Raw genomic sequence first — 22,087 nt, forward strand, 5'->3', positions numbered from 1 at the left:
CGCCGCGGCGCCCGCCGGTCGGGACCGGCCCCTGGCCGGGGTGGCCCGTGGCGACGCAGGCCGGCGGGCCGGTCGGCGGGTGCCGACCGGCTCCGGTCCACGAAGGCGGTGCGGTGGGTCATTACGGTGCCGTCGGGGCCTGGTGGTCGGGGATGTTGCTCATCCAGTCGTTGGCCTTGGCCAGGGCGAAGCCGGTGACGGCGATCGCCACGGCGACCAGCCCAAAGATGATCACTGCGGTCGGGACAGGACTGTCGCCCCGCTCGCCGTCGCGGCGCAGTTCGGCCAGCCGTGTGGTGAGCGCAACGTGCAGGTAGGCGATGAGGTGCATGGCGTGCTCCTTCGGAGGGGGAGGGGTTTCACAACCGGGCGAGGAACGGATAGACGGCGAAGCCGAGCAGCACGAAGACCAGCAGGGAGCCCGGAATGTCCAGCCGGCTGGTGACGCCCTCGGCGCGGGCCAGGTTGTCGGTGCGGATCTGGTCGCGCAGGGAGTCGGCCCGGCTGCGCAGCGTCTCGTGCACCTGCGCGCCCTCGCTGCCCGACGAGCGCATGATCGCCCCGACGTCGCCCAGCTCCGGGATGCCGATCCGGTCGGCCAGCTCGCGCAGCTCGTCCCACGGCGAGTGCATCTGCATCTGGGCGATCCGCAGCGACTCCCGGATCCGGTCGAACACCCAGCCGTCGCAGACCGCCGCGGCCCGCTCCAGCGCCTGCACCGGGCCGTGCGCGGCCGAGAGCTGCAACGCCACCAGGTCCAGGTAGGTGCAGACCGCCTGGCGGAACTCGTCCCGGGCGGCGTCCGCGCGGGTCAGCACGCTGCGGTGCGCGATCAGGGCGGCGACGAACGCCATGCCGAGGCTGCCCAGCAGCGGCACGGCCAGCGGCACGGACACGCCGCCGAGGAAGAGCACCGCGCCGAGGAAGGTCGGGGTGACCAGCCCCACCAGGGCGGAGAGCAGCAGGGACAGGGCGTACTGCTCGGGGGTGCGGTCGAGCAGGGCGAGCTGCCGGTGCGGCGGGCGCAGCCAGCGGGCGAACCCGCCGATCCAGTCGGGCCCGCGCCCCGTGGCGGCCCGGCCGGTGCCCGGCGGCTGGTGCAGCCGGCGCAGGGCGGGGCCGAGCGCCGGTGCGGCCGGCAGGGCCTCCCGGACCACCAGGAACAGCCCGAGGCCCACCGCCGCCCCGCCGACGACGGCCAGGGTGAGATGCCAGTTGAGGATCATCCGATCGCCTCCGCCGGGTCGGGGGCGGGCAGGAAACGCGCCGGCCGGGGCGGCTGGCTCATCGACCGCACCCAGGCCAGCAGCCCGACGAACGCCGCGCCGAGCACGAACATCACGACCTGCCCGACCGGCGTCCCGTACGGGCGGACGTAGTCGGTGTTGACCAGCCCGTACGCGACGGTCAGCAGGGTCATCCCGGTGAGGAAGCGCACCGCGAAGCGCGGCTGGGTGCGCTTGGCCTCGATCTCCCGCCGGGTGGCGACCTCGGCGGCGGCGGCACCCGCGATCGAGCCGAGCACGTCGCCGAGCCGCTCGCCCCGGTCGGACAGGTGCAGGATCAGCGCCGCGACGACCTGGTCGCACACCGGGTCGCCGATCTCGTCGGCGAACGCGAGCAGCGCCGACTTCGCCAGCCAGCCGGCCTGGAGGCGGGCGGCGAGCAGGCGTACCTCCTCCTGGATCTCCGCCGGAGCGGTGGCCAGCGTGCCGAGGATGGCCTGCTGGAGGCCCTGACCGGTCGACGAGACGTCCTTGAGCCGGCGGGTCCACTCGCCCACGGCCTCGATCCGGGCGATGGCCCGCTGCTCGGCCCGGCCGACGGTGAACAGCCACGGCGCGCCGGGCACCGCCACGGCGACCAGCAGGCCGACCACCGGCAGCCCGGTGAGCAGGAACGCCAGGGCGCCGGCCAGCACCGCCCCGCCGAGCAGGAGCTGGTGGTTGCGCCGCTGCCGGGGCGTGCCGGAGCCCAGCCAGAGCCGGCTCAGCCCACCGCCGGACCCCGCGCCGGGGGCCGGACCGGCCGGTCGGGTGGTGCCGACCAGCGCCACGACGGCGAGCACCAGGCCGGCCACGCACGCCGCGCCGGAGACCACCGCGATCAGCTCGATGTCGGCGGTCACCGGGCCACCACCCGCGCACCGAGCCGGGTGTGCCGGGGTCGCCGCCACGCGCCCGTGCCGGCGTCGATCCACCGGCCCAGCAGCCGGGCGTCGTAGCCCACCCGCAGCAACTGGTCGCGGACGCGTTCCGGCAGGTGCCGGGGGACCGCCCGGCCGTCCGGGCCCGGACCGAAGACCGTGGTGGTGGTGATCCGGCTGCCCTCGCCGACGCCGATGACCTCCTCGACGTGGGAGACGAAGCGGTGCTTGCGCCCGCCGATCGCGGTCTCGTCCTCGACGGTGACGTAGACGATCAGGTCGAGGGCGTTGCCGGCCATCCGGCGGGCCTGGTCGACGGTCATCTCCCGGCCGTGGGAGAGCGCCAGCTCGACGATCCGCTCGCCCACCCCGCCCGGCGACCGGGCGTGGATGGTGCACATCGACCCCCGGCTGGTGGTCATGGCCTGGAGCATCGGCACGATCTCCCGGGACCGCACCTCGCCGACGATGATCCGCAGCACGCCCATCCGCAGCGAGACGGGGATCAGGTCGGCGATGCTCACCTCGCCGGCCGGGCGGCCGTCCAGCCCGCGTTCGCCGTGCCCCTCGCGGGCCTCGAAGCTCATCACCGCCCGGTGCTTGTGCCCCCGGCGGGTGGGCAGCAGCTCCCGGCTCTCCTCCAGCAGCACGTACGGCTCGTCGGCCGGGATCTCGTCCATCAGCGCCCGGATGACGGTGGTCTTGCCGGCCCCGGCCAGGCCGGCGACCATGATGTTCAGCCCGGCCCGCATGGACGCCCGCAGGAAGTCGCGCAACAGCGGGTCGATCATCTCGTCCAGGTCGCCCCGGCCGCCGGCGATGTCGTCGAGGCTCACCTCGAGGGTGTTGTGCTTGCGGATCACCGCGTACGGGCGGTGGCTGACCAGGAACACCGCGGCGAGCCGGCTGCCGTCGGGCAACTGGAGGTCCAGGGTCGGCTTCGAGGTGGACAGCGACCGCTCGGTCGCCCCGGCCCGGCGGGCCGCCGCCTGGAGGATCTCCACCAGCTCGTCGTCGCTGTCGGCGATCGGGTCGGCCCAGTCGACCCCGCCGCCGTGCCGGGTGATGCGCACCTGGTCGCAGCCGAGGATGTGCACCTCCTCGATGCTGCCGTCGACCAGCAGCGTCTGGAGCCGCCCCAGGCCGACCAGCTCGGCGGTCACCTGGTCGAGCAGCAGCCGCTCCTCGCCGGCGGCCATCGGGGTGCCGGCCCGGCGGACCGCATCGGCGTATTCCGCGACCACCGCGACGGCGAGCTGGGCCCGCTCGACGTCCTCGGCGTCGGCGTCGAACTCCCGACCGCGCTGCCACAGGGTGAGCCGCTCGCTGAGCTCGCGGCGCAGCTCGCGTACCACCGCGAAGTCGACCCGGGGCCGGGGCGGTGCCGGCGCGACGGGCGGTGCCGGCGCGGCCCCCGCCGGCGGCGCAGGCTGCGGATGGCCGCCCGGCGGGAGGGTCGGCGGGCCGCCGGCCGGCGCGGGGGCGAGCGGCGGCGCGATGGAGGTCGCGGCGGGCTGCCGCGCCACCCGGGGGTCGTGCGACACCGGCTCAAACCGCACCCGGCACCCCCTGGGTGACGGGCCAGGCCAGCCGCGCCCGGCGGCGGTCCAGCAGCGCCCGGACCGGCACCTCCAGGGCGCCGGCCGCGCGCATCAACGGCCGTCCGGCCCGCAGGGTCCCGCCGAGGGTCAACACCTCCGCGGTACGCGGGTCGTCCGGCAGCCGCGCGATCACCGGCAGCCGCAGCGCCTTGCTGATCTCGCCCCGGCCGTGGCCGTCGCCGACCGGCAGCAGCCGCAGCGTGCCCGGCGGGACCCGGTGCTCGGTGAAGTCCCGTTCGATCGCCCGCACCATGGCCTGCGTGGCGGAGAGGTCGGGCAGCCGCGCCCGGGTGACCAGGAGGACCACGGCGGCGGCGCGCAGGATCGGCCACGGCGGGCCGGCGACCTGGAGCCGACCGCAGTCGACGAGCACGTCGTACGGGGGGTCGCCGCGCTCCAGGTCGAGGAAGAAGTCGGTGAACCGCTGCCAGAGCGGGGCGACGCTGCCGGCCTGGGCCGGGTCGACGACGCCGGGCAGCAGCAGCCGCTCCCGGCGCGGGGCGTCCAGGTCGACCAGTTGCGACCAGAACGCCGTCTCCAGGCTGCCGTCGCGCAGCTCCCCGACGGCCAGCTCGCCGATGCCCCGGGGCCCGTCCAGCGCGCCGCCGAGATAGCCGGCGAGGATCGAGCCGCCGGCCGGGTCGCACTCGGCGAGGATCAGCCGCCGGTGCCAGGTCAGGGCGCAGGCGAGCGCGGACGCGGTGACGCCCGGCGAGCCCTTGGCCGAGACCAGCGCGATGATCGCCATGCTCAGGCCGCCCGGGTCAGCACGACCGCGATCCGGCTCTGGGCGGCGAGCGCCACCACGGCGGGCACGTCGCGGGCGGTGAGCGCGACGTAGACCACGACGCTGCTGGTGCTCGGGGTGGCCGTGTCGATGACGGTCGCCTCGAACCGGGTGCTGGAGGCGGACTGCCCGCCGGAGCTGCGGTCCGGGGTGCTGACCAGCAGCACCCGGTCGCCGGGGTGCAGCCGTTTCGCCGGCACGCGGCCCGGGGCGAGGTCGAGCGCGAGCTGCTGCTGGCCGGGGCCGAGCAGCGGGTCGTCGGTGAGCTGGCCGAGGGTCAGCAGGGTGCCCGGGGTGAGTGCGACGGCCGCCCGCATGCCGACCACGTCGTCGAGCTGGGCGGCCGGCACCGGCCGCAGCCCCTGGCCGCCGGCCACCTGCACGGTGACCAGGTCGTCCACGCCCAGCGTGCGGCCCACCTCGACGGCGCGGGCGACCGCCAGGTAGCTGCCGGTGGCCCGCACGGAGGTCACCGCGAACGCCGCGCCGAGGCCGCCGAGGGCGATCAGCAGCACGGCGAGGCCGAGCAGGCCGGGCCGGACGCGCCGCTGCCGGACCACCCGGGGCGGTGCGACGGGAGCGTCCACCGGCTGCCCGGCTGCGTTGCGCGTAGCGAGACTCACCGCGTCACCACCTGAAGTTCGTCGATCTGGATCTGGACGGTGCCGCTGGTGCGGGTCTGCGGGATCTCGCCGCGCACGCCGTTGGTGGCCGTCCAGTCGACGGTCCAGTGGGTCGTGGCGAAGATCCGGTACGTGCCGGCCTTCGGGTAGCCGCCGTCGTAGCCGCAGTCCGGCGAGGGGCCGCCGGCCTTCGGGCCCTGCGGGTCGTACGGGGTGCCGGGGCCGTGGCAGGTGACCTTGTCGCCGTTGCCCATGTCCCACACGATGTCGTCGACCTTCGCGGTGATGCTCACCGTGAGGCCCCGGTCGGAGGCCGAGGCCTCCAGGGTGCCGAAGTAGGCCTTGCCGGGGCTCGCCCACATCCACACCGGCAGGCCGACCAGCCCGGGGCCGATGCTCTTGCGGGGCGCGACGGTCGCCCGGGGCGGCAGCAGCGAGATCGAGGCGAGCGCCCGGCGGGCCAGCTCCTCCGGGTCGGGCGGGGTGCCGTAGCCGGGCGGTGGCGCGTCCAGCAGAACCTCGTGCTGGGTGCCGAGGTCGCCACCGTTGCAGGTGGCCGTGTACCACTGCTTGCCCTCGGGCGTGCCCTCCGGCTGCGGCTGCGACAGCTTGTAGTAGCAGCCGTCGCCGTTGTTGAACCAGCCGAGGACGTCGTCGTAACAGGCGATGACCCTGCCGTTCCACTGGCACGTGCCGCTGCCGCCGCTCGATCCGTCGCCGTCGCCGGGGTCCCCGCCGCCGGGGTTGCCGGGGGTGCCCGGGTCGTCGTCCCAGACGTCGCAGTCGTTCTGGCCGATGGGGCACTCGACGCCGCCCTCGCGGGCCGCCGCGACGGTGGCGGTCGGCGGGGCCGCCGCGACGGCGAGCGCGAGGACCACGCCGATCGCGGCCAGCAGCCGTGCGGGGTGGGGCGTGGCCAGCAGCCGCCCGGGGCGGGGTGCGGAGGGCAGGCCGGGGCGGGCGGCGGGCGGTCGTGCCGGGCGGGCGGCGGAGTCAGCCACGCGGTGGGCCCACCGGGTCAGCACGGCTGGTCCTCGTGGCCGGCACCGTAGTTGATCAACCACCGGCCGTGGTACCGGGTGGCCGTCGCGGTGGCCAGGTGCCGACCGCCGCCCGAGCCGGGCACCACCCGTTTGGTCTTGGCGTCGACCAGCCGGTAGCCGGTGGTGTCCAGGCAGTCCTGGATCTCCACGGTGGCGGGGACGGAGTCCAGGCTCACCGAGGTGACGGTGGGGTCGGAAACGAAAGTTCCGGTACGCACGGCACCGTGCTCCTTAGCTTCGCGAATTGCCAGTCGGACCCTGGTCAACAACGGGTCGGCCAGGAATTTGGCCAGTTCGGGGTGGCGTGGATCGCTGCGTCGGCTCGCCGCCCGTGATGCCGCGAGATATCCGGAATAGGCGGCGAGCGCCGCCTCGCGGGCCGCCCGTTCCTCCGCCGCGGAATGGGTCGCGGTGGCGCTCGGCCCTGCCGTCGCGTGGGGCCGCGCGGCGGCTTCCGGCTTCGCGCCGCAGGCGGCCACCGGTGCGGCGGTCAGGGCCGTGACCAGTAAGATCATCCATCGGCCGGGGCGCCGTGTTCGCAACGCCGTGCCTCCTCGCTGGCGACCCGGGTCGGGGGGTGCACCGACCGTCTCCGGGGCATGCGGCAGTGCGCCCCGGATCGACTCATCCGGGCCTTTCTGTCCACCGCCGTATTTACCTGTGCTGATCTTCCAAGAGCCGTGCACCGATGTCTTCTGTGGCCTCCGACGCCTCATGCTGGGGTTGCGCCGTACTCAAGGGGCGAGCATAAGCTGGCGTCCGGCATTGCAACAGAGGCAATCTGTTCGAATACTCTGAGTGACGAGCGGCGGTGATCGCGGATGGCGGGAGTCGATGTCCTGTGTCGCGCCCCGTTGCTGTACGGTGGCCGCCGTCACAGTGTCGAGGTGCCGACGGCGGTTGGTCCGTTCGGCGCGAATGGCGGCCCGCTCCAGGTGGGTAGGCCCGAATTGCCCCCCGGCCGACGGGGGAACGCCGCCAGTTGGGTGTCCCAGCTGGACGCCGACCCGGTGGGGCGGGCGACCGTCGGATTCCGCACCATCCGCTACACGTCGGCAAGCCGAGAGTTACTCACCGTGTCGCCCCGTCCCGGGGTGTCCCGGTCGTGGAGCCGGGCGTGACCGGGGAACGGCTGCGGCGACCGCCGCTCCCGGCCCGCGCGCCGGGCCGGCTCTCCCGCGTACGCCTGACGGCCACCCTGGCCGGCACGCCGCTGCTCCGCCTCGCGGTCGCCCGGTACGCCGTACCATCGGGGGAACCGGACCGGACGGCCTGCCCGCGCTGCGGCACGCCGCTCGGCCTCGACCGGCCCTGGCCCGCGCTCGGCCCGGCGGCGCGGTGCGGCGGCTGCCGGGCCCGGGTCGGCGCACCGCCCGGGACGGTCGAACTCGCCGCCCTGGCGGCCCTGGCGGTGCTCGTGGCGGTGCCCGGCGCGCCGGTCGAACGGGCGGCCCTCGCCTGGTGGCTCTGCTTCGCGGTGCCCCTGGTCGCAATCGACGTGGCCGTGCACCGGCTGCCCGACCGGCTCACCTGGCCGGCCGCCGCCGGAGTCCTGGCCCTCTACGGCGTGGCTGCCGCGACCTCGGCGGGGGTCGCCCCCTGGCTGCGCGCCGCGCTCGCCGGGGCCGGGCTGGCGCTGGCCTTCGCCGCCACCACCCTGCTGCTGGGGCGGCGCGGCTTCGGCCTCGGCGACGCCAAGCTGGCGCTCGGGGTGGGCGCGCTGCTCGGCTGGCACGGCTGGCCCGTGCTCGTCCTCGGCCTGCTGGTGACGTTCACGCTGTCCGCGCTGACCAGCCTGGCGCTGCTGCTGGCCCGCCGGGTCCGCTGGTCCAGCCACCTGCCGTTCGGCCCGTTCCTCGTTCTCGGCGCGGTCGCCGCCCTGCTGCTGGCCCGCTGACCGACCCGCCCCGGGCTACGCCTGCTGCCCGCCGCGCCGCCCTGCCGCGCCCGCTGCCGGCCGCCCTGCCGTGCCCGCTGCCGCGCCGCCCTGTCGTCGCGCTCGCTCCGGTCGTGAGAAGGGGACCCTTCTCTACCGTGTGCGTTAACAGGGGGCCCCTCCTTTCACCGGGCGGGCCAGGCGGCGCAGGAGTTCGGCCGCCGGCCGGGCCAGCAGCGGTGCGCCGACGCCGGTGACGAGCGCGCCGAGCAGCAGGCCGGCGAGCACGTCGTGCGGGTAGTGCACCCCGACGAAGACGCGGGAGAACGCGGCGAGCGCGGCCAGCGGGACCGCGTACCAGCCGAGCCGGGGGTGGAGCAGGACGATCGCGGCCGCCAGCGCCCCGGCGATCGTCGAGTGGTTGCTCGGGAAGGACCAGTCGCCCACGGGCGGACACCGTTCGGCGATGATCAACAGATCGGTCGGGACGCGGCAGGGGCGGTCCTGGTCCACGACGGTCTTGAGCAGCTCGCTGCCGCCGTACGCGAGGACCACGGTGACCGGCGCGGCCACGGCGAGGGCCAGGTTGCGCGGCCCGGCGCCCAGCTTGGGCAGGGCGGCCGCGACGAGGAGCAGCCCGAGCAGGACGATCGACCACTCGGTGAAGTGCGCGGCGAACCACTGGACCGGCTCGGGCGTGCCGTCGGCGAAGCGGACGACCTCACGGTACAGACCATCGCTGAAGGGTGGAACAGGTGACAAACCAGCGTTGATCATGACTCAGCCTACCAAAAGTTCACCTGCCGTTTACCGGGCCCTGTGCGAGGAAACTGACCGGGTCACCGCAGCGCCGGATCTGCCGCCGAGCTGCGGCTGGCCGGGGCAACGTTCCCCTGGCGGACCCTCGGCGGTGGGAGCTTCCCGACCCCGGGCCCGGAGCCGCCGTCCCCACCCGGCCGCCGCCCCGCCGGGCGGTAAGGAGGGGCCCCTTGTTAACGCATACGGTAGAGAAGGGTCCCCTCCTTACACCTGAGGCGAGCCCGCTTACGCCGGGGGCGGGGACGCTTACGCCGGGGGTGCGGCCGGGCCGGGGACGGGCTGCTGCACCACGCCGGACATCCGCTCGACGACGTCCTCCAGCGCCTCGAAGGCGTACGCCCAGTTGTGGCACTTGAAGCTGCGCAGCCCGTCGATCGGGGTCCGGCAGTCGACGCAGTGCACCCCGGGGATCGCGTCCGGGACCTCGGTGTTGACGTACCGGCGGTCGCCGAGGATCACTCGGGCGATCATCGCGGGGTCGTGCACCCCGTGCAGGGCCGACGAGACGATGTCCAGCCAGGTCATCCGCCGGCCGCACTTCGGGCAGTCCGGCTCGTCGCCGCTGACCCACAGCGGCGCGCCGATGCTGCGCGCGGGCATGCCGAGCAGCTTCTCGATCCGGCGCACGTCGTGTTCGGGGGTGACCCAGCGGTGCCGGCCGGGCAGCGAGGCCGGTGAGTCGTACACAGCGCGGAACAGGACCGGATCGACCTCGACGGTCTCCCGCTGGCGGGTCATGGCGACCTCCTCGACCTTGCGGCGTCGGCCCGGCCGACGTCCGCAGCCCACCGTCGCCCGGGTGGTCGACGGACACAACCGGATCAACGACACGGCGGGGCCGTGGGCAGCCGCGCGGGGTGCTAGACATTCAGGGCGCGCTCATTGCGGGTCGCCACGCGGCAGGCCCGGACCGCTCCCGTGGAGGACACCGTGACCAGCGAGCCGGCACCGACCGCGACGAGCCGCGGGCCGACGGGCCGCGGGCCGACGGGCCCCGCGCCGGCGAGCCCCGGGCCGACGAACTCCGCGCCGGCGAACTCCGCGTCGGCGACCCCACCGCCCGCGGCCCCCTCCGCCGCGGGCGTCGAGAGCAGGCCGAACGTCGCCCGGATGTACGACTACTATCTCGGCGGCTGCCACAACTTCGCCGTCGACCGGGCCGCCGCCCGTCAGGTCCTGGAGATCTTCCCCGACACCGGGGTCGCCGCCCAGACCAACCGGGCGTTCCTGCGCCGCGCCGTGCGGTACGCCGCGGAGCGGGGCGTGCGGCAGTTCCTCGACATCGGCGCGGGGCTGCCCACCCAGGGCAACGTGCACGAGGTGGTGCAGGCGGTGGCCCCCGACTCCCGGGTCGTCTACGTCGACTACGACGAGGTCGCCGTCGCGTACGCCCGGCGGTTGCTCGGGGATGCGGCCCGCACGGTCGTCGTCGAGGGTGACCTGCGGCGGCCCGACGAGCTGCTGGCCCACCCCGACGTGACGGCGTCGATCGACTTCACCCGGCCGGTCGCGGTCCTGCTGGTGGCGGTGCTCCACTTCGTGCCCGACGCGGAGGATCCCTACGCGGCCGTCGCCCGGCTGCGCGACGCCACCGCCCCCGGCAGTCAGCTCCTGCTGTCCCACCTGACCCTCGACGGCGCGCCGCCGGTGCCCGCCCAGCAGGGCCGCGCCGTCTACCAGCAGAGCACCGCGCCGCTGGTGCCCCGCACCCGCGCCGACATCCTGCGCTTCTTCGACGGGTACGAGCTGGTGGAGCCGGGCCTGTCCTGGCTTGCCGACTGGCGTCCGGACGGCGAGCCGCGGGCGGGGGTGTCGCACGGCTTCGGTGGGGTGGGCCTCCGCCGCTGAGCCGCCCGGCCGGGCCGCAGGGCTGCCCCCTCCGGAGGAGGGTGGGGCCCGGCGGGTCGTCGGGCCCCACCCCGGTCCCCTACAGGTCGCCGGGGCAGACGGTGTGGTTGATGGTCGAGTAGGCGGTGCGGATGCCGTACTGGAAGTCGTCGAGACAGTTGCCGTAGACGACCATCCCGACCTGCACGGTCTTGCTGGCGTCGGAGTAGTAGGTGATGGTGATGCTCTCGTTGTCCTTGGGGTACGGGAGGGCGTGGGCGGGGCTGGCCACGACCGCCGTGGTGCCGGCGACCGTCAGCAGGGTGGCCACCACGGCGTTCCGCACGAGCTTCTTCACTGAGGCACCTCTCGATCGAACGAGCTGGATGCGTAGATGATAGTCGTCTGTCGATCAATGGCGAAGGTGTGGCGGCGGTGGCTATCGTGCGACCATGCCGACGACGGACGAGCCGTGACCGGGCGGGCCGTGACCGGACGGGCTGTGACCGGACGGGCTGTGACCGGGCGGGGCGCCGCCGCGGGCCACGGCGGGGCAGCGGCGGACCAGGTGCCATGAGCGACCCAGACGACGGAGCACGCCTGGCCGGGGCCCTGTCCGACCGGCTCGCCGCCCTCACCTTCGTCGACCTCACCACCGAGCGGGTGACCGAGCTGCTCGTCGACACGATCGCCGACTGGGGCGCGGCGCAGGGGTGGCGGGTCTACCGCCGGGCGGCCAGCGTCATGCCGCTGCCGCCGCCGATGTCCGGGCAACGGTCGGTCGTGGACGTCGCCTGTGCCCGGCCGGCCGCGCCGCCGGTGGTGATCGAGGTCGACCACACCGACCGGCGTCGCACGGTCGAGAAGCTGCGCGCCGAAGCCGCCGCCGGGCGGGTGCCCATCTGGGTGCGCTGGGGTTCCCGTGGCTTCGCCGCACCGCCGGAGCCGGTGCGGATGGTCACCCTCACCGTCACTGCACGGCGCGCGGAGGCGGGCATACGCCTGCACTCCCGCCAGCCGGCGAGGCAGCTCCCGCCGCCGGAGCACCACGTCGAGCCGATCACCGCCGGCGCGCCGGATCCCCTCTTCGGCCCCGCGAACGCGGGCTGAGCCGGCCACCTGCCTGAGCCAGCCACCTGCCTGAGCCGGTCGCGTCGCCTGGTCGAGGCTGTCCCTGGTCGGGTCGTGTCCCCTGGTCAGGCCGCGCCTCGGTCGACCATGCTGAACGTCGTGCCGACCGGGGCGTCGCCGAGGACCTCCACGTAGATCTTCTTCTGGCTGGGGCTCCACTGCACCACCCCGTACTTCTCGCTGACGATGGCGTAGGAGGTGCGTCCCTTGTCGTCCTTGCCTTCGCGGGAGATCCCGAACAGGGTGGCGTCGGTCGGCTGGCAGTCGGTGCCCACCAGGGACGCGTACCCCGCCGAGTCGATCTTGACGCCGAGGCACGGCTGGTGCGCGATGTCCGGGTTCAGCGACCGGATCAGGTAGTCGACGCCGACCGGTTCGAGCACGAAGAGGGCGTCCCGGCCGGTGCCGTCCCCGACGTGGACCTTGCCGTCGTACGGCAGCGAGAGGTCACGGTCGATCTCCACGACGTGCAGCAGGATGCGTCGCTGCCCGGCCAGCATGGCCCGGGTGCGGTCGGCCTCGGCGGACGACGGCGACCCGCTCGGCGTGCCCGAGGCGGGTGCCGGCGTGGTGGAGGCCGGGCCGGTCGTCGCCGGCCCGCCGACCGAGGTCGACCCGTTGGGGCCCGGCTCGAACGGGCCCAGCAGGCGCGGGCCGAACAGGAAGGCGGGCACCAGCACCGCGCTCACCGCCGCGGTCACGCCCAGCCCGGTGAGCCACCGACGCCGCGTCGAGCCCGTGCGGCCGGTCGTGCCCGCCCCCGACGGCGCGGACCCCTCGCCCCGGTCGCCGCCGGCCGCGTGGGGCGCGCCCGCCGCCGACGCCACGCCCGGGGCGGCCGTGGGCGGCGCGCTCCGGACGCCCGCCCCGCCCCCCTGGCCCGCCGCGGTCAGCAACCCGTCGAGCAGTTCCCGGGCGGTGGGCCGGGCGGCGGGGTCCTTCTCCAGCGCCCGGGAGACCAGCTCCCGCAGCGGCCCGTCGAGGCCCGCCAGGTCCGGAGGCTGGGTGAGGATCCGCATCGCGATGGAGGTGGCGGAGTCGCCCCCGAACGGGTTGCGGCCGGTGGCCGCGTGGGCGACCAGGGCGCCCCAGGCGAAGATGTCGGCGGCCGGGCCGGCCGGCTGGCCGGACGAGGTGTCCAACCGCTCCGGGGCCATGTACGACACCGTCCCGACCAGCTGGTTGGTCCGGGTGTGCTGGCTGGTCGCCTCGAACGCGCGGGCGATGCCGAAGTCGATGACCCGGATCCCGCCCGGCGCGACCAGGACGTTCGCCGGCTTCAGGTCGCGGTGGATCACCCCGGCGCCGTGGATCGCGGTGAGCGCCGTGGCCACCCCGACCGCGATGCTGTGCAGTCGCGCCGCGCCCAGCGGCCCGTCCTCCCGGAGCAACTGGGCCAGGCTGGGGCCCTCGACGTACTCCACCACCAGGTACGGCGGGTCGTGGTCCGGGTCGGCGTCCAGGACCTCGGCGGTGCAGAACGGCGGGACCTGCCGGGCCCGGTTCACCTCGCTGCGGAACCGGGCCCGGAACTCGTCGTCGTGCGAGAGCTCCGGGCGGACGACCTTGACCGCCACCCGCCGCCCCTGCGGCGAACGGGCGAGGAAGACGCTGCCCATGCCGCCGTCGCCGAGCCGGCCGAGCAGCTCGTACCCACCGAGCCGGGCCGGGTCGCCGGGCCGCAGCCCGTCGTTCACGCCGGATGCCCGCAGGCCGCGACCACTGCGCGAACCATCTTGCCAACCACCCGTTCTCCTCAGGCCGCTCGGACGCCACCCGAAGCCTAGCTGCCGCCCCACCCAGCCCCGTCGATGCCGTCCGGCGGCAGGCGGGCCGCAGGGCTGGGGCGACGTGGGAGCGGCCGGCAGGCGCCGTCCCGCCCGCCGCGCCCCGGCCGCCCGGTGCGTCCGCCGCGTCCCGGTGCGTCCGCCGTGCCCGGCGCCGCGGCCGGTGTACGGCGGACCAGCGGGCGGCCTGGCCGGGGCGTCTTCGGCCGCGCCCGTGCTCAGGCCCGGCGGCCGCGGTTGGCCTGCTCGAAGATGTCGAGCAGGTCCAGCAGCGTCCTGCGCTGCTGGTCGGTGAAGGCCGGGTCGCGCCGGACCGCCTCGCGGGCGCTCACCCGGGGCCCGCCGTCCTCGTCGGTAGAGGCGGCCGGCGGGGCCGGCGTGCGGCCGGCGAGCCGGTGCGCCTCGGTGAGGTCGATGTCGAGGGCCTCCGCGAGGGCGTTGACGACGCGGGCGGTGGGCGGTCGCCTGCCGGCCTGGAGGCGGTCGACCGTCGTGCGGGCGACGCCGGTCCGGGCGCGTAGCTCCTCGTCCGTCCAACCGCGTGCGCCCTGCTCGGTGCGCACGCGCCACCAGAAGTCGTACGCTACGCCCCTTTCGGGCCCCTGAGTCACGTGCATGTTGTAGCACGAGTGCATGATCCGGACATAGCCCCGGCGAGGGCAGCCCAGTTCAGCGCCGCATCGCGCCTCCTGCCTCGTGGCGTTTTGTGGCGGGAGTGTGCGTCGGGTAGCATCGCGTAACGCACGGATGCGCTGCTATTCGATGCAAGGTGGTCTCCGATGGCGGAGCTGGACGCGGACCGTTTCCTGACCGTCCAAGAGGTCGCGGACATCCTCCGGGTCTCCCGGTGGAGCGTCGGGCGCTACATCGGGGCCGGAGCGCTGGAAGCGATCAAGAGCGACGGGCCGAATGGCAGCGTCCGCATTCCGCTCCGGAGTCTCCGCGCCTACATCGAGGCCCACACCATCACAATCGCGGAAGGGGGGCGCGGTGAGTCACCCCGTGCCGGCGAGGGCGCCGATCCGGCGCGCCGCCCGGATGCCCCTCACGGCTGACCGCCGTCCCGACCCGCAGTGCAGTGCCGCCCCCGACCGGTCTGGTCGGAGGCGGCACTGCACGATGTGCGATCGGTGGGCGACTATCTTGTGCCCAGTCGGAAGTTTCCGCACTTCAGTGCGTACTTGCAAGAGTGCCGCGTCGTTATTGCACCGTCCTCGTTGGATGCTGAGAATGGTGCGGGACCGGCATGCGCCGGCCCCGCACCAGGAACGGCTACCCCTGATCGTTGAGCTTTGCGAGTGCGGCGATCAGGCGTAGCAGATGGGCGGTGGCCCTGGCTGCGTCAGCAGGGCCACCGTTGCCCCGGGCCTCCAGCACTACTGCTGCAAGCTCGGATACGGCGGCCAGCGCCTCCACTGCCCGGACCGTGTCGTCCCGGGGTGCTGGCTGCCTCCCGGGCCGAGCGGGGATTGTTTCGTCGGGGCCGTCAGGCACCATTTCTTCTTCGGACACCGGTGACCCGAAGGAGTCCACGCACTCCCCTCGCGTTCGACTCAACGCTCAGCAGGGGCGGGAGTGACGGACACGGTGGCGGAAACGCGGGCGCGGTCCCGGGAGCGGCCGGTCACCGTGACTATTGCCTCACCGTATTGCCACACGGCCTGTACGTTGACATTTGGGCCGGACTCTGCGTTCCACCACCACAAAACCGCCCGAATTGCGTGTAGCGGACACGCTTGATGAAATGCAGCGGGGAGCTTCTAGCTGACTGCAATTTGCAGCATGCAAAGTAGTGTGACATTGCCCACGACCGAAGGTGGCGGTGGTCGGGCCCGGGCGATGCGCACGCGGTGTGCTGCCGTCCGCCTGACCACGATCGATCCCGAATCGGGATTCAAGGTTCCGGTACGTAGGCAGCCCTACATCTGGTCGCGGCGCAGTTGCAGGGCGGGGTGGCGTGGTGGGGCGAATCCGAGGGTGCGGTAGAGGCGTTCGCCGCCCGGGGTGGTGTTGAGGTCGACCACGCTGACCGTGGTGTGGTCGGCGAACCAGTGGAGGAGGGAGGTCAGGCAGTCTCGGGCGTGGCCGCGTCCGCGGGCGTGGGGCAGGGTGCTGATGTTGAAGATGTGACCGCGCAGGCCGCCTGGATTGCCGGGACCTGGCGCGTGGCGGTCGCAGAGGCCGGCGGCGTTGCTGACGATGCCGTGTTCGGCGTCTTCGATCACGAATGCGGCGAACGTCTGCGGGTCATCTTCCGCCGACAGCCGCCCGCGTTGGATGGTGGTGCCGGCGTCCTTCCAACTGTCGCGCCTGGCGATGTGCGGTGTCGGCGTGTGGGCCGGAGAGGGCCAGCGACGGACTGGCTTCGCCTGCCCCCGACCAGGCCATCCCCTGCGTCGATCCTAGTCGCAAGGGCCGGGTCGTACGGGCTGGACTACTGCGACAAACACCTGGTCGGATGTGGTGAAGGGTCGGCCACCGTACTCAGGCCCTCGCCCAGGCCGGCGGCGACGCGACGCGCCCATGCTGCCATCACCGAACGGGATGCTCGCGGGTGCTCGCAAGCCAAGGCCAGCGCCCGACAATACTCGCGCAAAGGGCGGCGACATGAAGTGATGTCGGGCTGACTTGCCAGTTGAACGGTGGGCCGCCTGGGACTCGAACCCAGAACCTAAGGATTAAAAGTCCTCAGCGCGGCCGTCTATTCATCAGCAGTAGGCAATTTTGCAACCCCATGACCAGCATATACTCGCAATCTTCAATCAGCACGACCGTCCGACATGGACTCCGGGTGCTCCTAGGGTGATCGTCTGTCCGGGGCGACGTATCAGTCCATGCCCACCCCGCAATCGTGGCGCCAGCGCCTCGTCGCCGCCCTCTGGGCGGCCTGCCGTGAGCTACGAGACTAATTCGAACCGCAGCTCGGCGTCGTCACCACCATGGCAACGGATTCGGCGACGTCGCTCGTTGAGGCGGGCTGGCTGGTCGTGGCGCAGGAAGCGAGCAGCCGGTTGACCGTCTACCGCCTGGCGAACCCTGGTGGTTCCCACCGTTGGAGCTACGGACAGCGCTGGTAGTTCCGACGGTGGAACGCAACCACCAGTACCCCTACCTGAACCTCTAACCTCCACCCCCCCCCGGAGGCGGCGGAGGACAGCGCGACGCCGGACGGCGAGGCCCACACTGCGGCGGCCGGGCTCGTCGACCGGGTCCGGGGGAACCTGACGATTCCCGACGCCCGGGAGCTCACCCGCAGCATCGCCGCCGCGCTCCGACGAGGCTGGCCCCCCGGGAGCTGTCGCCGACGTCCTCAACCGGCCGCTCACCGGACTCGACGACCCGGGTCGTGGCCTGATCGGTCGGGTGCGGAAACTGGGCGCTCCACCGGCACCGCACGAGTTGCTGGCGGGCCAGCACACGCAGGTCGGCCCGTGCCGGCGGCACCGTGTTCGAGCCGTACCGGAACGCCTCCGACGAGGACTACCTGAACTGGGTCAACGGGCCGTCGCATGAACGAGGCCAACCGAACGACCGCGAAGGAGCACCATGCCACCCCGGCTGAAGCATCGCGCGGCCGAAAACGAGGAGCTGAGCGACATGTACCCGACAGCCTCTTCTATCTCGCGCGGCTGACCCCAGCGAGCGGTGCGCGGTGCTTCAATCTCACCGGTCCCGCGCTACCAACCATGACGAGAAGACCAGACCGGAGGAAAGCCAGTGAATCCGCCGAAGCTGCGTCCTCGCCGCCGATGATCAGGATCTCCGCGCAGTCCCGGGCGGCCTGGTGGTGGAAGCCACCGTCGTTCCCGACCCGTACCGCCCCGCCGAACAGCTCGTCCCCTCAGTCTCGGCGAGGTCCGCCGTCTCCTGGCACACCTGATCACCACCACCCCACCCTTCGATCGCATACTCGATGGTCACGATGGCGACGCCGGCACCCATACAGCGCCAAACGGGCCCACTACCAGCGAAGACACCGAATGAATCCACCAGCTGCGGCTGGAGTACTCGGGTCGAGAGGACCAATTGGGCGTGTAGCAGTGAGCACGCCGTGCGTTACATGGTCGGCCTTTAGTATTCCGACAAGGCAGATAGGAAGTCAACAAGAAAGGTGGTTTCCGGGTGGTCAGGCCCCAATGAGCGACGTCTACGACTGACAGTGTCCTCGCCGAGCTTGCGTGCTGCCTCATGGTCGCCCAACCGGTATAAGACACTGATCAAGAAACCGGCTGTCCGCAGCGTCCGGAAGTCGTCCTCTCCGAGCACTCGGCGACGACGCGAAAGCGTATCCTGTGCTAAGTCCCGTGCAACCTCGGTGTAGCCATGGCTATCCAGCGTAAGGACCATGTTGTGCGCTTGGACCAGAGTGTGCGTGTGATTGGCTCCTAGTCGGTGGCGCACAGCATCGAGCCGGTGCAGTAGCGTCGCCTGGGCTGCATTGTCATCGCCCATCCCGGCCAGCACTATTGCCATCTGCTCCTCGAATTGTGCCGTTTGGAAATCTTCCTCTCCGAAGACCCGGCGGCACCGGGAAAGGGTGTCCTCGCCGAGGGCTCTGGCCCGTTGCTCGGCGCCTGACAGGTATAGGATTCTGGTGAATTCTTTGGCAATGTCTAAGGTGCGGTAGTCATCCTCGCCGAGCAATCGACGGGTGCGCGCAAATGTGTCGTCTGCAAGGAGAAGCGCGGCTTCGTTGTCTTGCAGGTAACCCAGCACAGCCACCAGTTTTTTTGCCGATTCCAACGTGTCCGGGTGGTCCGTGCCGAACACTCGTTGGCGGCGACCAAAGGTGTCCTCGCCGATATCGCGGGCAGCTTGCATCGCACCGAGGTCGATTAGGGCGTCTACCAGATCGTCCGCAGCCTCCAGAGTCTCCGGATGGTCGGCGCCGAGGGTATCACGCAGATTAACGAGCAACTGATACTTGACTGTGTTCGACGGACGGGTCGAGATCGCACGTAGTTGCGTTGCAGCCGATCCGTCTAGACGATGCGCCGCCGGGACCGTTATCCGGAACTCAGGACCGGTAAGTTCCACGCGGTCAGCGGTAACGTGCTGCCAGAATGCGGCCTGCGATCCCGGGTCGTAGAGAATTACGACAACAGGCAACGCGTAATCGAGCCAGTAGTCCAGCAACCGCTTGCGTGCCCGGAAGACCCAGCCGGCCTGATCCGACGCGGACGTACCGAAATAACTCCTCCCGCTCTTGATTTGCACCCCGATCAGCTGGCCCGTCGGACGGCCATCCTCGGCGATTTCGATCATGGCGTCGATACCGAAGTCCGACTCGTGTTGCTCACGAAACTTCCAGCGTAGTTCCCGGTGCACCAGCCGCCCAACGCTGTGCACTCCCAGCCGTTCCATATCGTCCGTCAAGGCCACGAAGCCAGGATGCTACCGGAATAGTTCCATGATCACATCCCCTGTCGCCCCCGCCGCAGTGGCGATCCGCGCCGCTCGCCGCTGCTCGAGGCCCCTAAACAAAGCCAGACCTGGTGGTACCGGTAACGGCGCGCGGGGACTGGTCGGCACCGACTGCCTTGGGGCGCAGTAGCATGCCAACGTCGCTGACTCAGGCATCGCAGACTGCACGGCGTCCGGACATGCCGCGATGAGAGTGGGGGCCTTTCGTTGCAGGGGCTGCGGCGGCCATCATGGTCTGTCACGAGGTTCGAGACGCTCGTCATTGTAGAGATGGCAGGTCGGTCGGCAAGCTACTCGTCGGCAGCCATGCCTGCGTGGAGGGCCGCAGTCCGCGAGGCATTCACCAGGAGTGGATTTGGGCCCTGGGCGCGGCGGTTCTCGGTTCTCGTCGAGTTTCGTACGCCTGAATCGCGCAACGTCAACGAGGCGTCCCTTCGTCCCTTCGAGGCGGTCCGCGAGACACTGCGCGAACCGTCAACATAACTACAGCTCAGTCGTCGCCCACCAGTTCCGGTCCAAAACTTCTTGAGCGACGCGCTGTCCGCTGACGAGTAGTCAATGTGCTCGGTCGCGTTGATCGTCCTGGAGTCAGGTGACTGCCTGTGGAAGCCCTGGCTGCCTTCGGTCCAGTGACGGGGCTCCCATGAGTCTGCTGGCTACTCGCAGCCCACCCCGTCGCCGTCTCGGTCCAGCTTGCGTGAGTACCCGGGATCACCGCGCCGGATCGGGGCCGTACCTGCCGCCCTCACCGCGGTGCAGTTCGCGTAGTACACGTCGCCGTTGGTGTCGTCGCGGCCGCTCCGGTTCCCGTTGCCGCCGTCCGGTTCGCACGCCTCTCCGTCGCCGTCGCGGTCCAGCTCGGGCCGGTAGCCGGGTTCCCCCTCGTACAGGGGCGCATCGTCGGCGTCCCTGACCGGGGAGTGTGGCATTTTCCGTGTTTGACCGTTGGGTGTGATCGAGGTTGTTAGACGGTGATCCGGTCGCCGTAGGCGAGGATCAGGGCGTTGAGGGCCTTGGCCCAACCGTAGACCCGGCCGGTGATGCTCCCGCCCCCCTTACGTTTCTGCTGGACGACGAGGTAGAGGACCTTCATCGCGGCCTGCTCGGTGGGGAAGTGTCCCCGCCTGCGGGCGGCTTGGCGGAACCGGGCGTTCAGGGACTCGATGATGTTGGTGGTGTAGAGGACCTTGCGGACCTCGTGGTCGTAGTCGAGGAACGGCACGAACTGCGGCCACGAGGTCCGCCACAGCCGGATCACCGCAGGGTACTGGTCGCCGAACTCGGCGGCGAACGCCTCGAAACGGGCCTCCGCAGCCGCGACGGTCGGGGCGGTGTAGATCTCCCGCAACGCCGGGGTGATCTTCTGCCAGTCCTTCCGGTTCGTATAGCGCAGGCTCGCTCGGACGAGGTGGACGACGCACTGTTGGTGTACCGCCTGCGGCCAGACCTGTTCGATGGCGTCGGTCATGCCCTTGAGGCCGTCGGAGCAGACCATGAACACGTCCTCCACCCCGCGGTTGCGTAGTTCGGTGAGGTGCCGGCCCACTGCTTGGCGCCCTCACCGCCGGTGCCGGCCCACATGCCGAGCACGTCGCGTTCCCCGTCGAGGCTGATCCCGACCACCACGTAGACGGGCCGGTTCGCGACCTGCCCCTGCCGGATCTTCATCACCAGGGCGTCGATGAACACCACCGGATACACCCGGTCCAGAGGCCGCTGCCGCCACGCCTCCATGTCGGCCAGGACACTGTCGGTGACCCGGCTGATCAACTCCCGAGACACATCCGCGCCGTACACATCGGCGAGGTGGGCGGAGATCTCCCCGGTCGTCAACCCTTTCGCGTACAGCGACAGGATCGCCTCGTTGAACCCGTCCAACCGGCGGGCGTGCTTCGGCACGATCCGCGGGGTGAACGACCCGGCCCGATCCCGCGGGACCTGGATCCGCACCGGCCCGACCTCCGTCTGCACCGTCTTCGCCCCATGACCGTTACGGACGTTGACCCGCCGACCCGTCGCCTCGTCGACACCAGCCTCGTCGAGGTGCGCGTCCAACTCCGCATCGAGGGCCGATTCGAGGACCGTGCGGGTGATCCCGGCCAGGAGCCCACCCGGCCCGACCAACGACACCCCATCGGCCTTGGCCCGCTCGACCAGCTGCTGCGCGAACTCCACCTCCGCCACCGACGGCTGCGGAAGCGGAGCAACGTTCTTCTTGTCTGCCATGACGTGGTCCTTCCCGGACAGGAACTCCGTCCTGTCCAACGGACCACACCCAGACCAAACACGGAAAACTACGCAGTCCCGTTCGGGCTCATAAGCGACCTCGTGGTCGGGGTTGCCTTGGGACTCATAAGCGGAGTGGGCGCGCTTGTGGTCGCGGTCGTTCACCAAGCGATGGGGGGCGGGCTGGCTCGTTACCGCGTAAGCCCGAGAATTCTCTCGTTCGGTCTTGTGTTTGGTCTCGTGGGCGGTCTCGTGGGCGGTCTCGTGGGCGGCCTCGGGGGCGGCCTCAGGGGCAGTCTCGCGGGCGCGCTCCTGGGCGCGCTCGATAGCGGGATTGAACCCGCCGGTGCCGATGAATTTCTCGATCCCCAGCTTGCCTTCCGCCGTGACAGGGCGCTGTTCCTGACCGGTGGGCTCGCGCTCGGGCTCGTGCTCGGAGTTCAAGCCGGGCTCGTGTTCGGGGTCGTGTTCGGGTTGAGGTTCGGGTTCATGTTCGGACTCATGGTCGGGCTCACGGTCGGGCCGATTTTCGGATTTGGTCGTGCCTGGTTTCAGTTTGGCGTGGCGCGGATCTGGCTGGCAGCGCGTGGGCATTTGCCATGGCGTGTGATGCGCTTCCTGGACGACGCCTACCGGCGTGGAGTCCTGCGGCAGGTCGGAGCCACCTATCAGTTCCGTCACGCGCGTCTTCAGGCCCATCTGGCCAACACACAAACCGCGCCCGCTGCCCGGGCTGAGTAGCCGGTGGTTCCCCTGTTGCATGCGACTTTAGACCCCACCCGTTGGCGTTATCGGTG

Annotated in this window: 22 protein-coding genes and 1 tRNA gene; 4 read left to right on the plus strand and 19 right to left on the minus strand. The window is 71.9% G+C overall.

The window, feature by feature from the left end; genetic code table 11:
- Positions 1-121: 121 nt before the first annotated feature.
- The 8 genes from O7628_RS13385 to O7628_RS13420 all read right to left on the minus strand — a co-directional run bounded on the left by O7628_RS13385 (position 122) and on the right by O7628_RS13420 (position 6,742).
- On the minus strand, positions 122-331 hold the full coding sequence (locus tag O7628_RS13385) for a hypothetical protein (RefSeq protein WP_278130732.1): 210 nt from the start codon (positions 329-331) through the stop codon (positions 122-124).
- Positions 332-359: 28 nt separating this feature from the next.
- Positions 360-1,223, minus strand: coding sequence for a type II secretion system F family protein (locus tag O7628_RS13390; protein ID WP_278136301.1), 864 nt, complete (start codon positions 1,221-1,223; stop codon positions 360-362).
- The gene (locus O7628_RS13395) at positions 1,223-2,128 is read right to left on the minus strand and encodes a type II secretion system F family protein (RefSeq protein ID WP_278130734.1); all 906 of its coding nucleotides are present in this window, start codon (positions 2,126-2,128) and stop codon (positions 1,223-1,225) included. The genes O7628_RS13390 and O7628_RS13395 overlap by 1 nt, the downstream gene beginning before the upstream one ends.
- Entirely contained in the window at positions 2,125-3,705 is a 1,581-nt protein-coding gene (locus O7628_RS13400) for a CpaF/VirB11 family protein (protein WP_278130736.1), read from the minus strand. The genes O7628_RS13395 and O7628_RS13400 overlap by 4 nt, the downstream gene beginning before the upstream one ends.
- On the minus strand, positions 3,695-4,495 hold the full coding sequence (locus O7628_RS13405; RefSeq protein ID WP_043961256.1) for a hypothetical protein: 801 nt from the start codon (positions 4,493-4,495) through the stop codon (positions 3,695-3,697). The genes O7628_RS13400 and O7628_RS13405 overlap by 11 nt, the downstream gene beginning before the upstream one ends.
- A 2-nt stretch (positions 4,496-4,497) precedes the next feature.
- Positions 4,498-5,157 (minus strand): SAF domain-containing protein, encoded by a 660-nt coding sequence (locus O7628_RS13410; protein ID WP_278130738.1) that lies wholly within the window; start codon positions 5,155-5,157, stop codon positions 4,498-4,500.
- Complete coding sequence (locus tag O7628_RS13415; RefSeq protein WP_278136302.1) at positions 5,154-6,077, minus strand: hypothetical protein; 924 nt, start codon at positions 6,075-6,077, stop codon at positions 5,154-5,156. Before O7628_RS13415 ends, O7628_RS13410 begins: the two co-directional genes overlap by 4 nt.
- A gap of 98 nt (positions 6,078-6,175) precedes the next feature.
- A complete protein-coding gene (locus O7628_RS13420; RefSeq protein WP_074475549.1) occupies positions 6,176-6,742 on the minus strand; it encodes a hypothetical protein in 567 nt (188 codons plus the stop codon).
- 644 nt (positions 6,743-7,386) lie between these two features.
- Between O7628_RS13420 and O7628_RS13425 the strand changes: the two genes are divergently transcribed.
- Entirely contained in the window at positions 7,387-8,097 is a 711-nt protein-coding gene (locus O7628_RS13425) for an A24 family peptidase (protein WP_278136303.1), read from the plus strand.
- A gap of 144 nt (positions 8,098-8,241) precedes the next feature.
- On the opposite strand, the gene O7628_RS13430 is transcribed toward O7628_RS13425, so the two are convergent.
- Both O7628_RS13430 and O7628_RS13435 read right to left on the minus strand, forming a co-directional pair.
- Positions 8,242-8,853 (minus strand): phosphatase PAP2 family protein, encoded by a 612-nt coding sequence (locus O7628_RS13430; protein WP_278130741.1) that lies wholly within the window; start codon positions 8,851-8,853, stop codon positions 8,242-8,244.
- 288 nt (positions 8,854-9,141) lie between these two features.
- Complete coding sequence (locus tag O7628_RS13435; protein WP_074475547.1) at positions 9,142-9,633, minus strand: hypothetical protein; 492 nt, start codon at positions 9,631-9,633, stop codon at positions 9,142-9,144.
- Between the two features lie 192 nt (positions 9,634-9,825).
- On the opposite strand from O7628_RS13435, the gene O7628_RS13440 reads away from it, so the two are divergent.
- Positions 9,826-10,743, plus strand: a complete 918-nt coding sequence (locus tag O7628_RS13440; protein WP_278130744.1) for an SAM-dependent methyltransferase — start codon at positions 9,826-9,828, stop codon at positions 10,741-10,743.
- Between the two features lie 79 nt (positions 10,744-10,822).
- Here O7628_RS13440 and O7628_RS13445 read toward each other — a convergent pair whose 3' ends face one another.
- The gene (locus tag O7628_RS13445; RefSeq protein WP_278130745.1) at positions 10,823-11,080 is read right to left on the minus strand and encodes a hypothetical protein; all 258 of its coding nucleotides are present in this window, start codon (positions 11,078-11,080) and stop codon (positions 10,823-10,825) included.
- Positions 11,081-11,295: 215 nt separating this feature from the next.
- On the opposite strand from O7628_RS13445, the gene O7628_RS13450 reads away from it, so the two are divergent.
- A complete protein-coding gene (locus O7628_RS13450) occupies positions 11,296-11,832 on the plus strand; it encodes a hypothetical protein (RefSeq protein WP_278130747.1) in 537 nt (178 codons plus the stop codon).
- A gap of 86 nt (positions 11,833-11,918) precedes the next feature.
- On the opposite strand, the gene O7628_RS13455 is transcribed toward O7628_RS13450, so the two are convergent.
- On the minus strand, positions 11,919-13,550 hold the full coding sequence (locus O7628_RS13455; RefSeq protein WP_278130749.1) for a serine/threonine-protein kinase: 1,632 nt from the start codon (positions 13,548-13,550) through the stop codon (positions 11,919-11,921).
- 308 nt (positions 13,551-13,858) lie between these two features.
- Complete coding sequence (locus O7628_RS13460) at positions 13,859-14,251, minus strand: helix-turn-helix transcriptional regulator (RefSeq protein WP_278130751.1); 393 nt, start codon at positions 14,249-14,251, stop codon at positions 13,859-13,861.
- A 168-nt stretch (positions 14,252-14,419) separates the two neighbouring features.
- Here O7628_RS13460 and O7628_RS13465 point away from each other — a divergent pair, with 168 nt between their 5' ends.
- Entirely contained in the window at positions 14,420-14,695 is a 276-nt protein-coding gene (locus O7628_RS13465; protein ID WP_278130753.1) for a helix-turn-helix domain-containing protein, read from the plus strand.
- 864 nt (positions 14,696-15,559) lie between these two features.
- Here O7628_RS13465 and O7628_RS13470 read toward each other — a convergent pair.
- The 6 genes from O7628_RS13470 to O7628_RS13495 form a co-directional block, all read right to left on the minus strand.
- The gene (locus O7628_RS13470) at positions 15,560-15,865 is read right to left on the minus strand and encodes a GNAT family N-acetyltransferase (RefSeq protein ID WP_347405158.1); all 306 of its coding nucleotides are present in this window, start codon (positions 15,863-15,865) and stop codon (positions 15,560-15,562) included.
- A gap of 418 nt (positions 15,866-16,283) precedes the next feature.
- Positions 16,284-16,373 (minus strand) — tRNA-Lys (locus O7628_RS13475).
- Between the two features lie 1,338 nt (positions 16,374-17,711).
- Positions 17,712-19,022 (minus strand): DUF4365 domain-containing protein, encoded by a 1,311-nt coding sequence (locus tag O7628_RS13480; RefSeq protein ID WP_278130755.1) that lies wholly within the window; start codon positions 19,020-19,022, stop codon positions 17,712-17,714.
- Positions 19,023-19,720: 698 nt separating this feature from the next.
- Entirely contained in the window at positions 19,721-19,993 is a 273-nt protein-coding gene (locus O7628_RS13485) for an excalibur calcium-binding domain-containing protein (RefSeq protein ID WP_278130757.1), read from the minus strand.
- Positions 19,994-20,028: 35 nt separating this feature from the next.
- Entirely contained in the window at positions 20,029-20,574 is a 546-nt protein-coding gene (locus O7628_RS13490) for a transposase (protein WP_278130759.1), read from the minus strand.
- On the minus strand, positions 20,529-21,989 hold the full coding sequence (locus tag O7628_RS13495; protein WP_278130761.1) for a transposase: 1,461 nt from the start codon (positions 21,987-21,989) through the stop codon (positions 20,529-20,531). The genes O7628_RS13490 and O7628_RS13495 overlap by 46 nt, the downstream gene beginning before the upstream one ends.
- Between the last annotated feature and the right edge of the window lie 98 nt (positions 21,990-22,087).

This window comes from Micromonospora sp. WMMD956, from assembly GCF_029626125.1.
GTDB classification, from domain to species: domain Bacteria; phylum Actinomycetota; class Actinomycetes; order Mycobacteriales; family Micromonosporaceae; genus Micromonospora; species Micromonospora carbonacea.

Bases quoted from the DNA above. Each gene is read 5' to 3' on its own strand.
- O7628_RS13385 (WP_278130732.1), bottom strand. From the start codon at position 331: ATGCACCTCATCGCCTACCTGCACGTTGCGCTCACCACACGGCTGGCC.
- O7628_RS13405 (WP_043961256.1), bottom strand. From the start codon at position 4,495: ATGGCGATCATCGCGCTGGTCTCGGCCAAGGGCTCGCCGGGCGTCACC.
- O7628_RS13430 (WP_278130741.1), bottom strand. From the start codon at position 8,853: ATGATCAACGCTGGTTTGTCACCTGTTCCACCCTTCAGCGATGGTCTG.
- O7628_RS13435 (WP_074475547.1), bottom strand. From the start codon at position 9,633: ATGACCCGCCAGCGGGAGACCGTCGAGGTCGATCCGGTCCTGTTCCGC.
- O7628_RS13450 (WP_278130747.1), top strand. From the start codon at position 11,296: ATGAGCGACCCAGACGACGGAGCACGCCTGGCCGGGGCCCTGTCCGAC.
- O7628_RS13465 (WP_278130753.1), top strand. From the start codon at position 14,420: ATGGCGGAGCTGGACGCGGACCGTTTCCTGACCGTCCAAGAGGTCGCG.
- O7628_RS13485 (WP_278130757.1), bottom strand. From the start codon at position 19,993: ATGCCACACTCCCCGGTCAGGGACGCCGACGATGCGCCCCTGTACGAG.
- O7628_RS13495 (WP_278130761.1), bottom strand. From the start codon at position 21,989: ATGGGCCTGAAGACGCGCGTGACGGAACTGATAGGTGGCTCCGACCTG.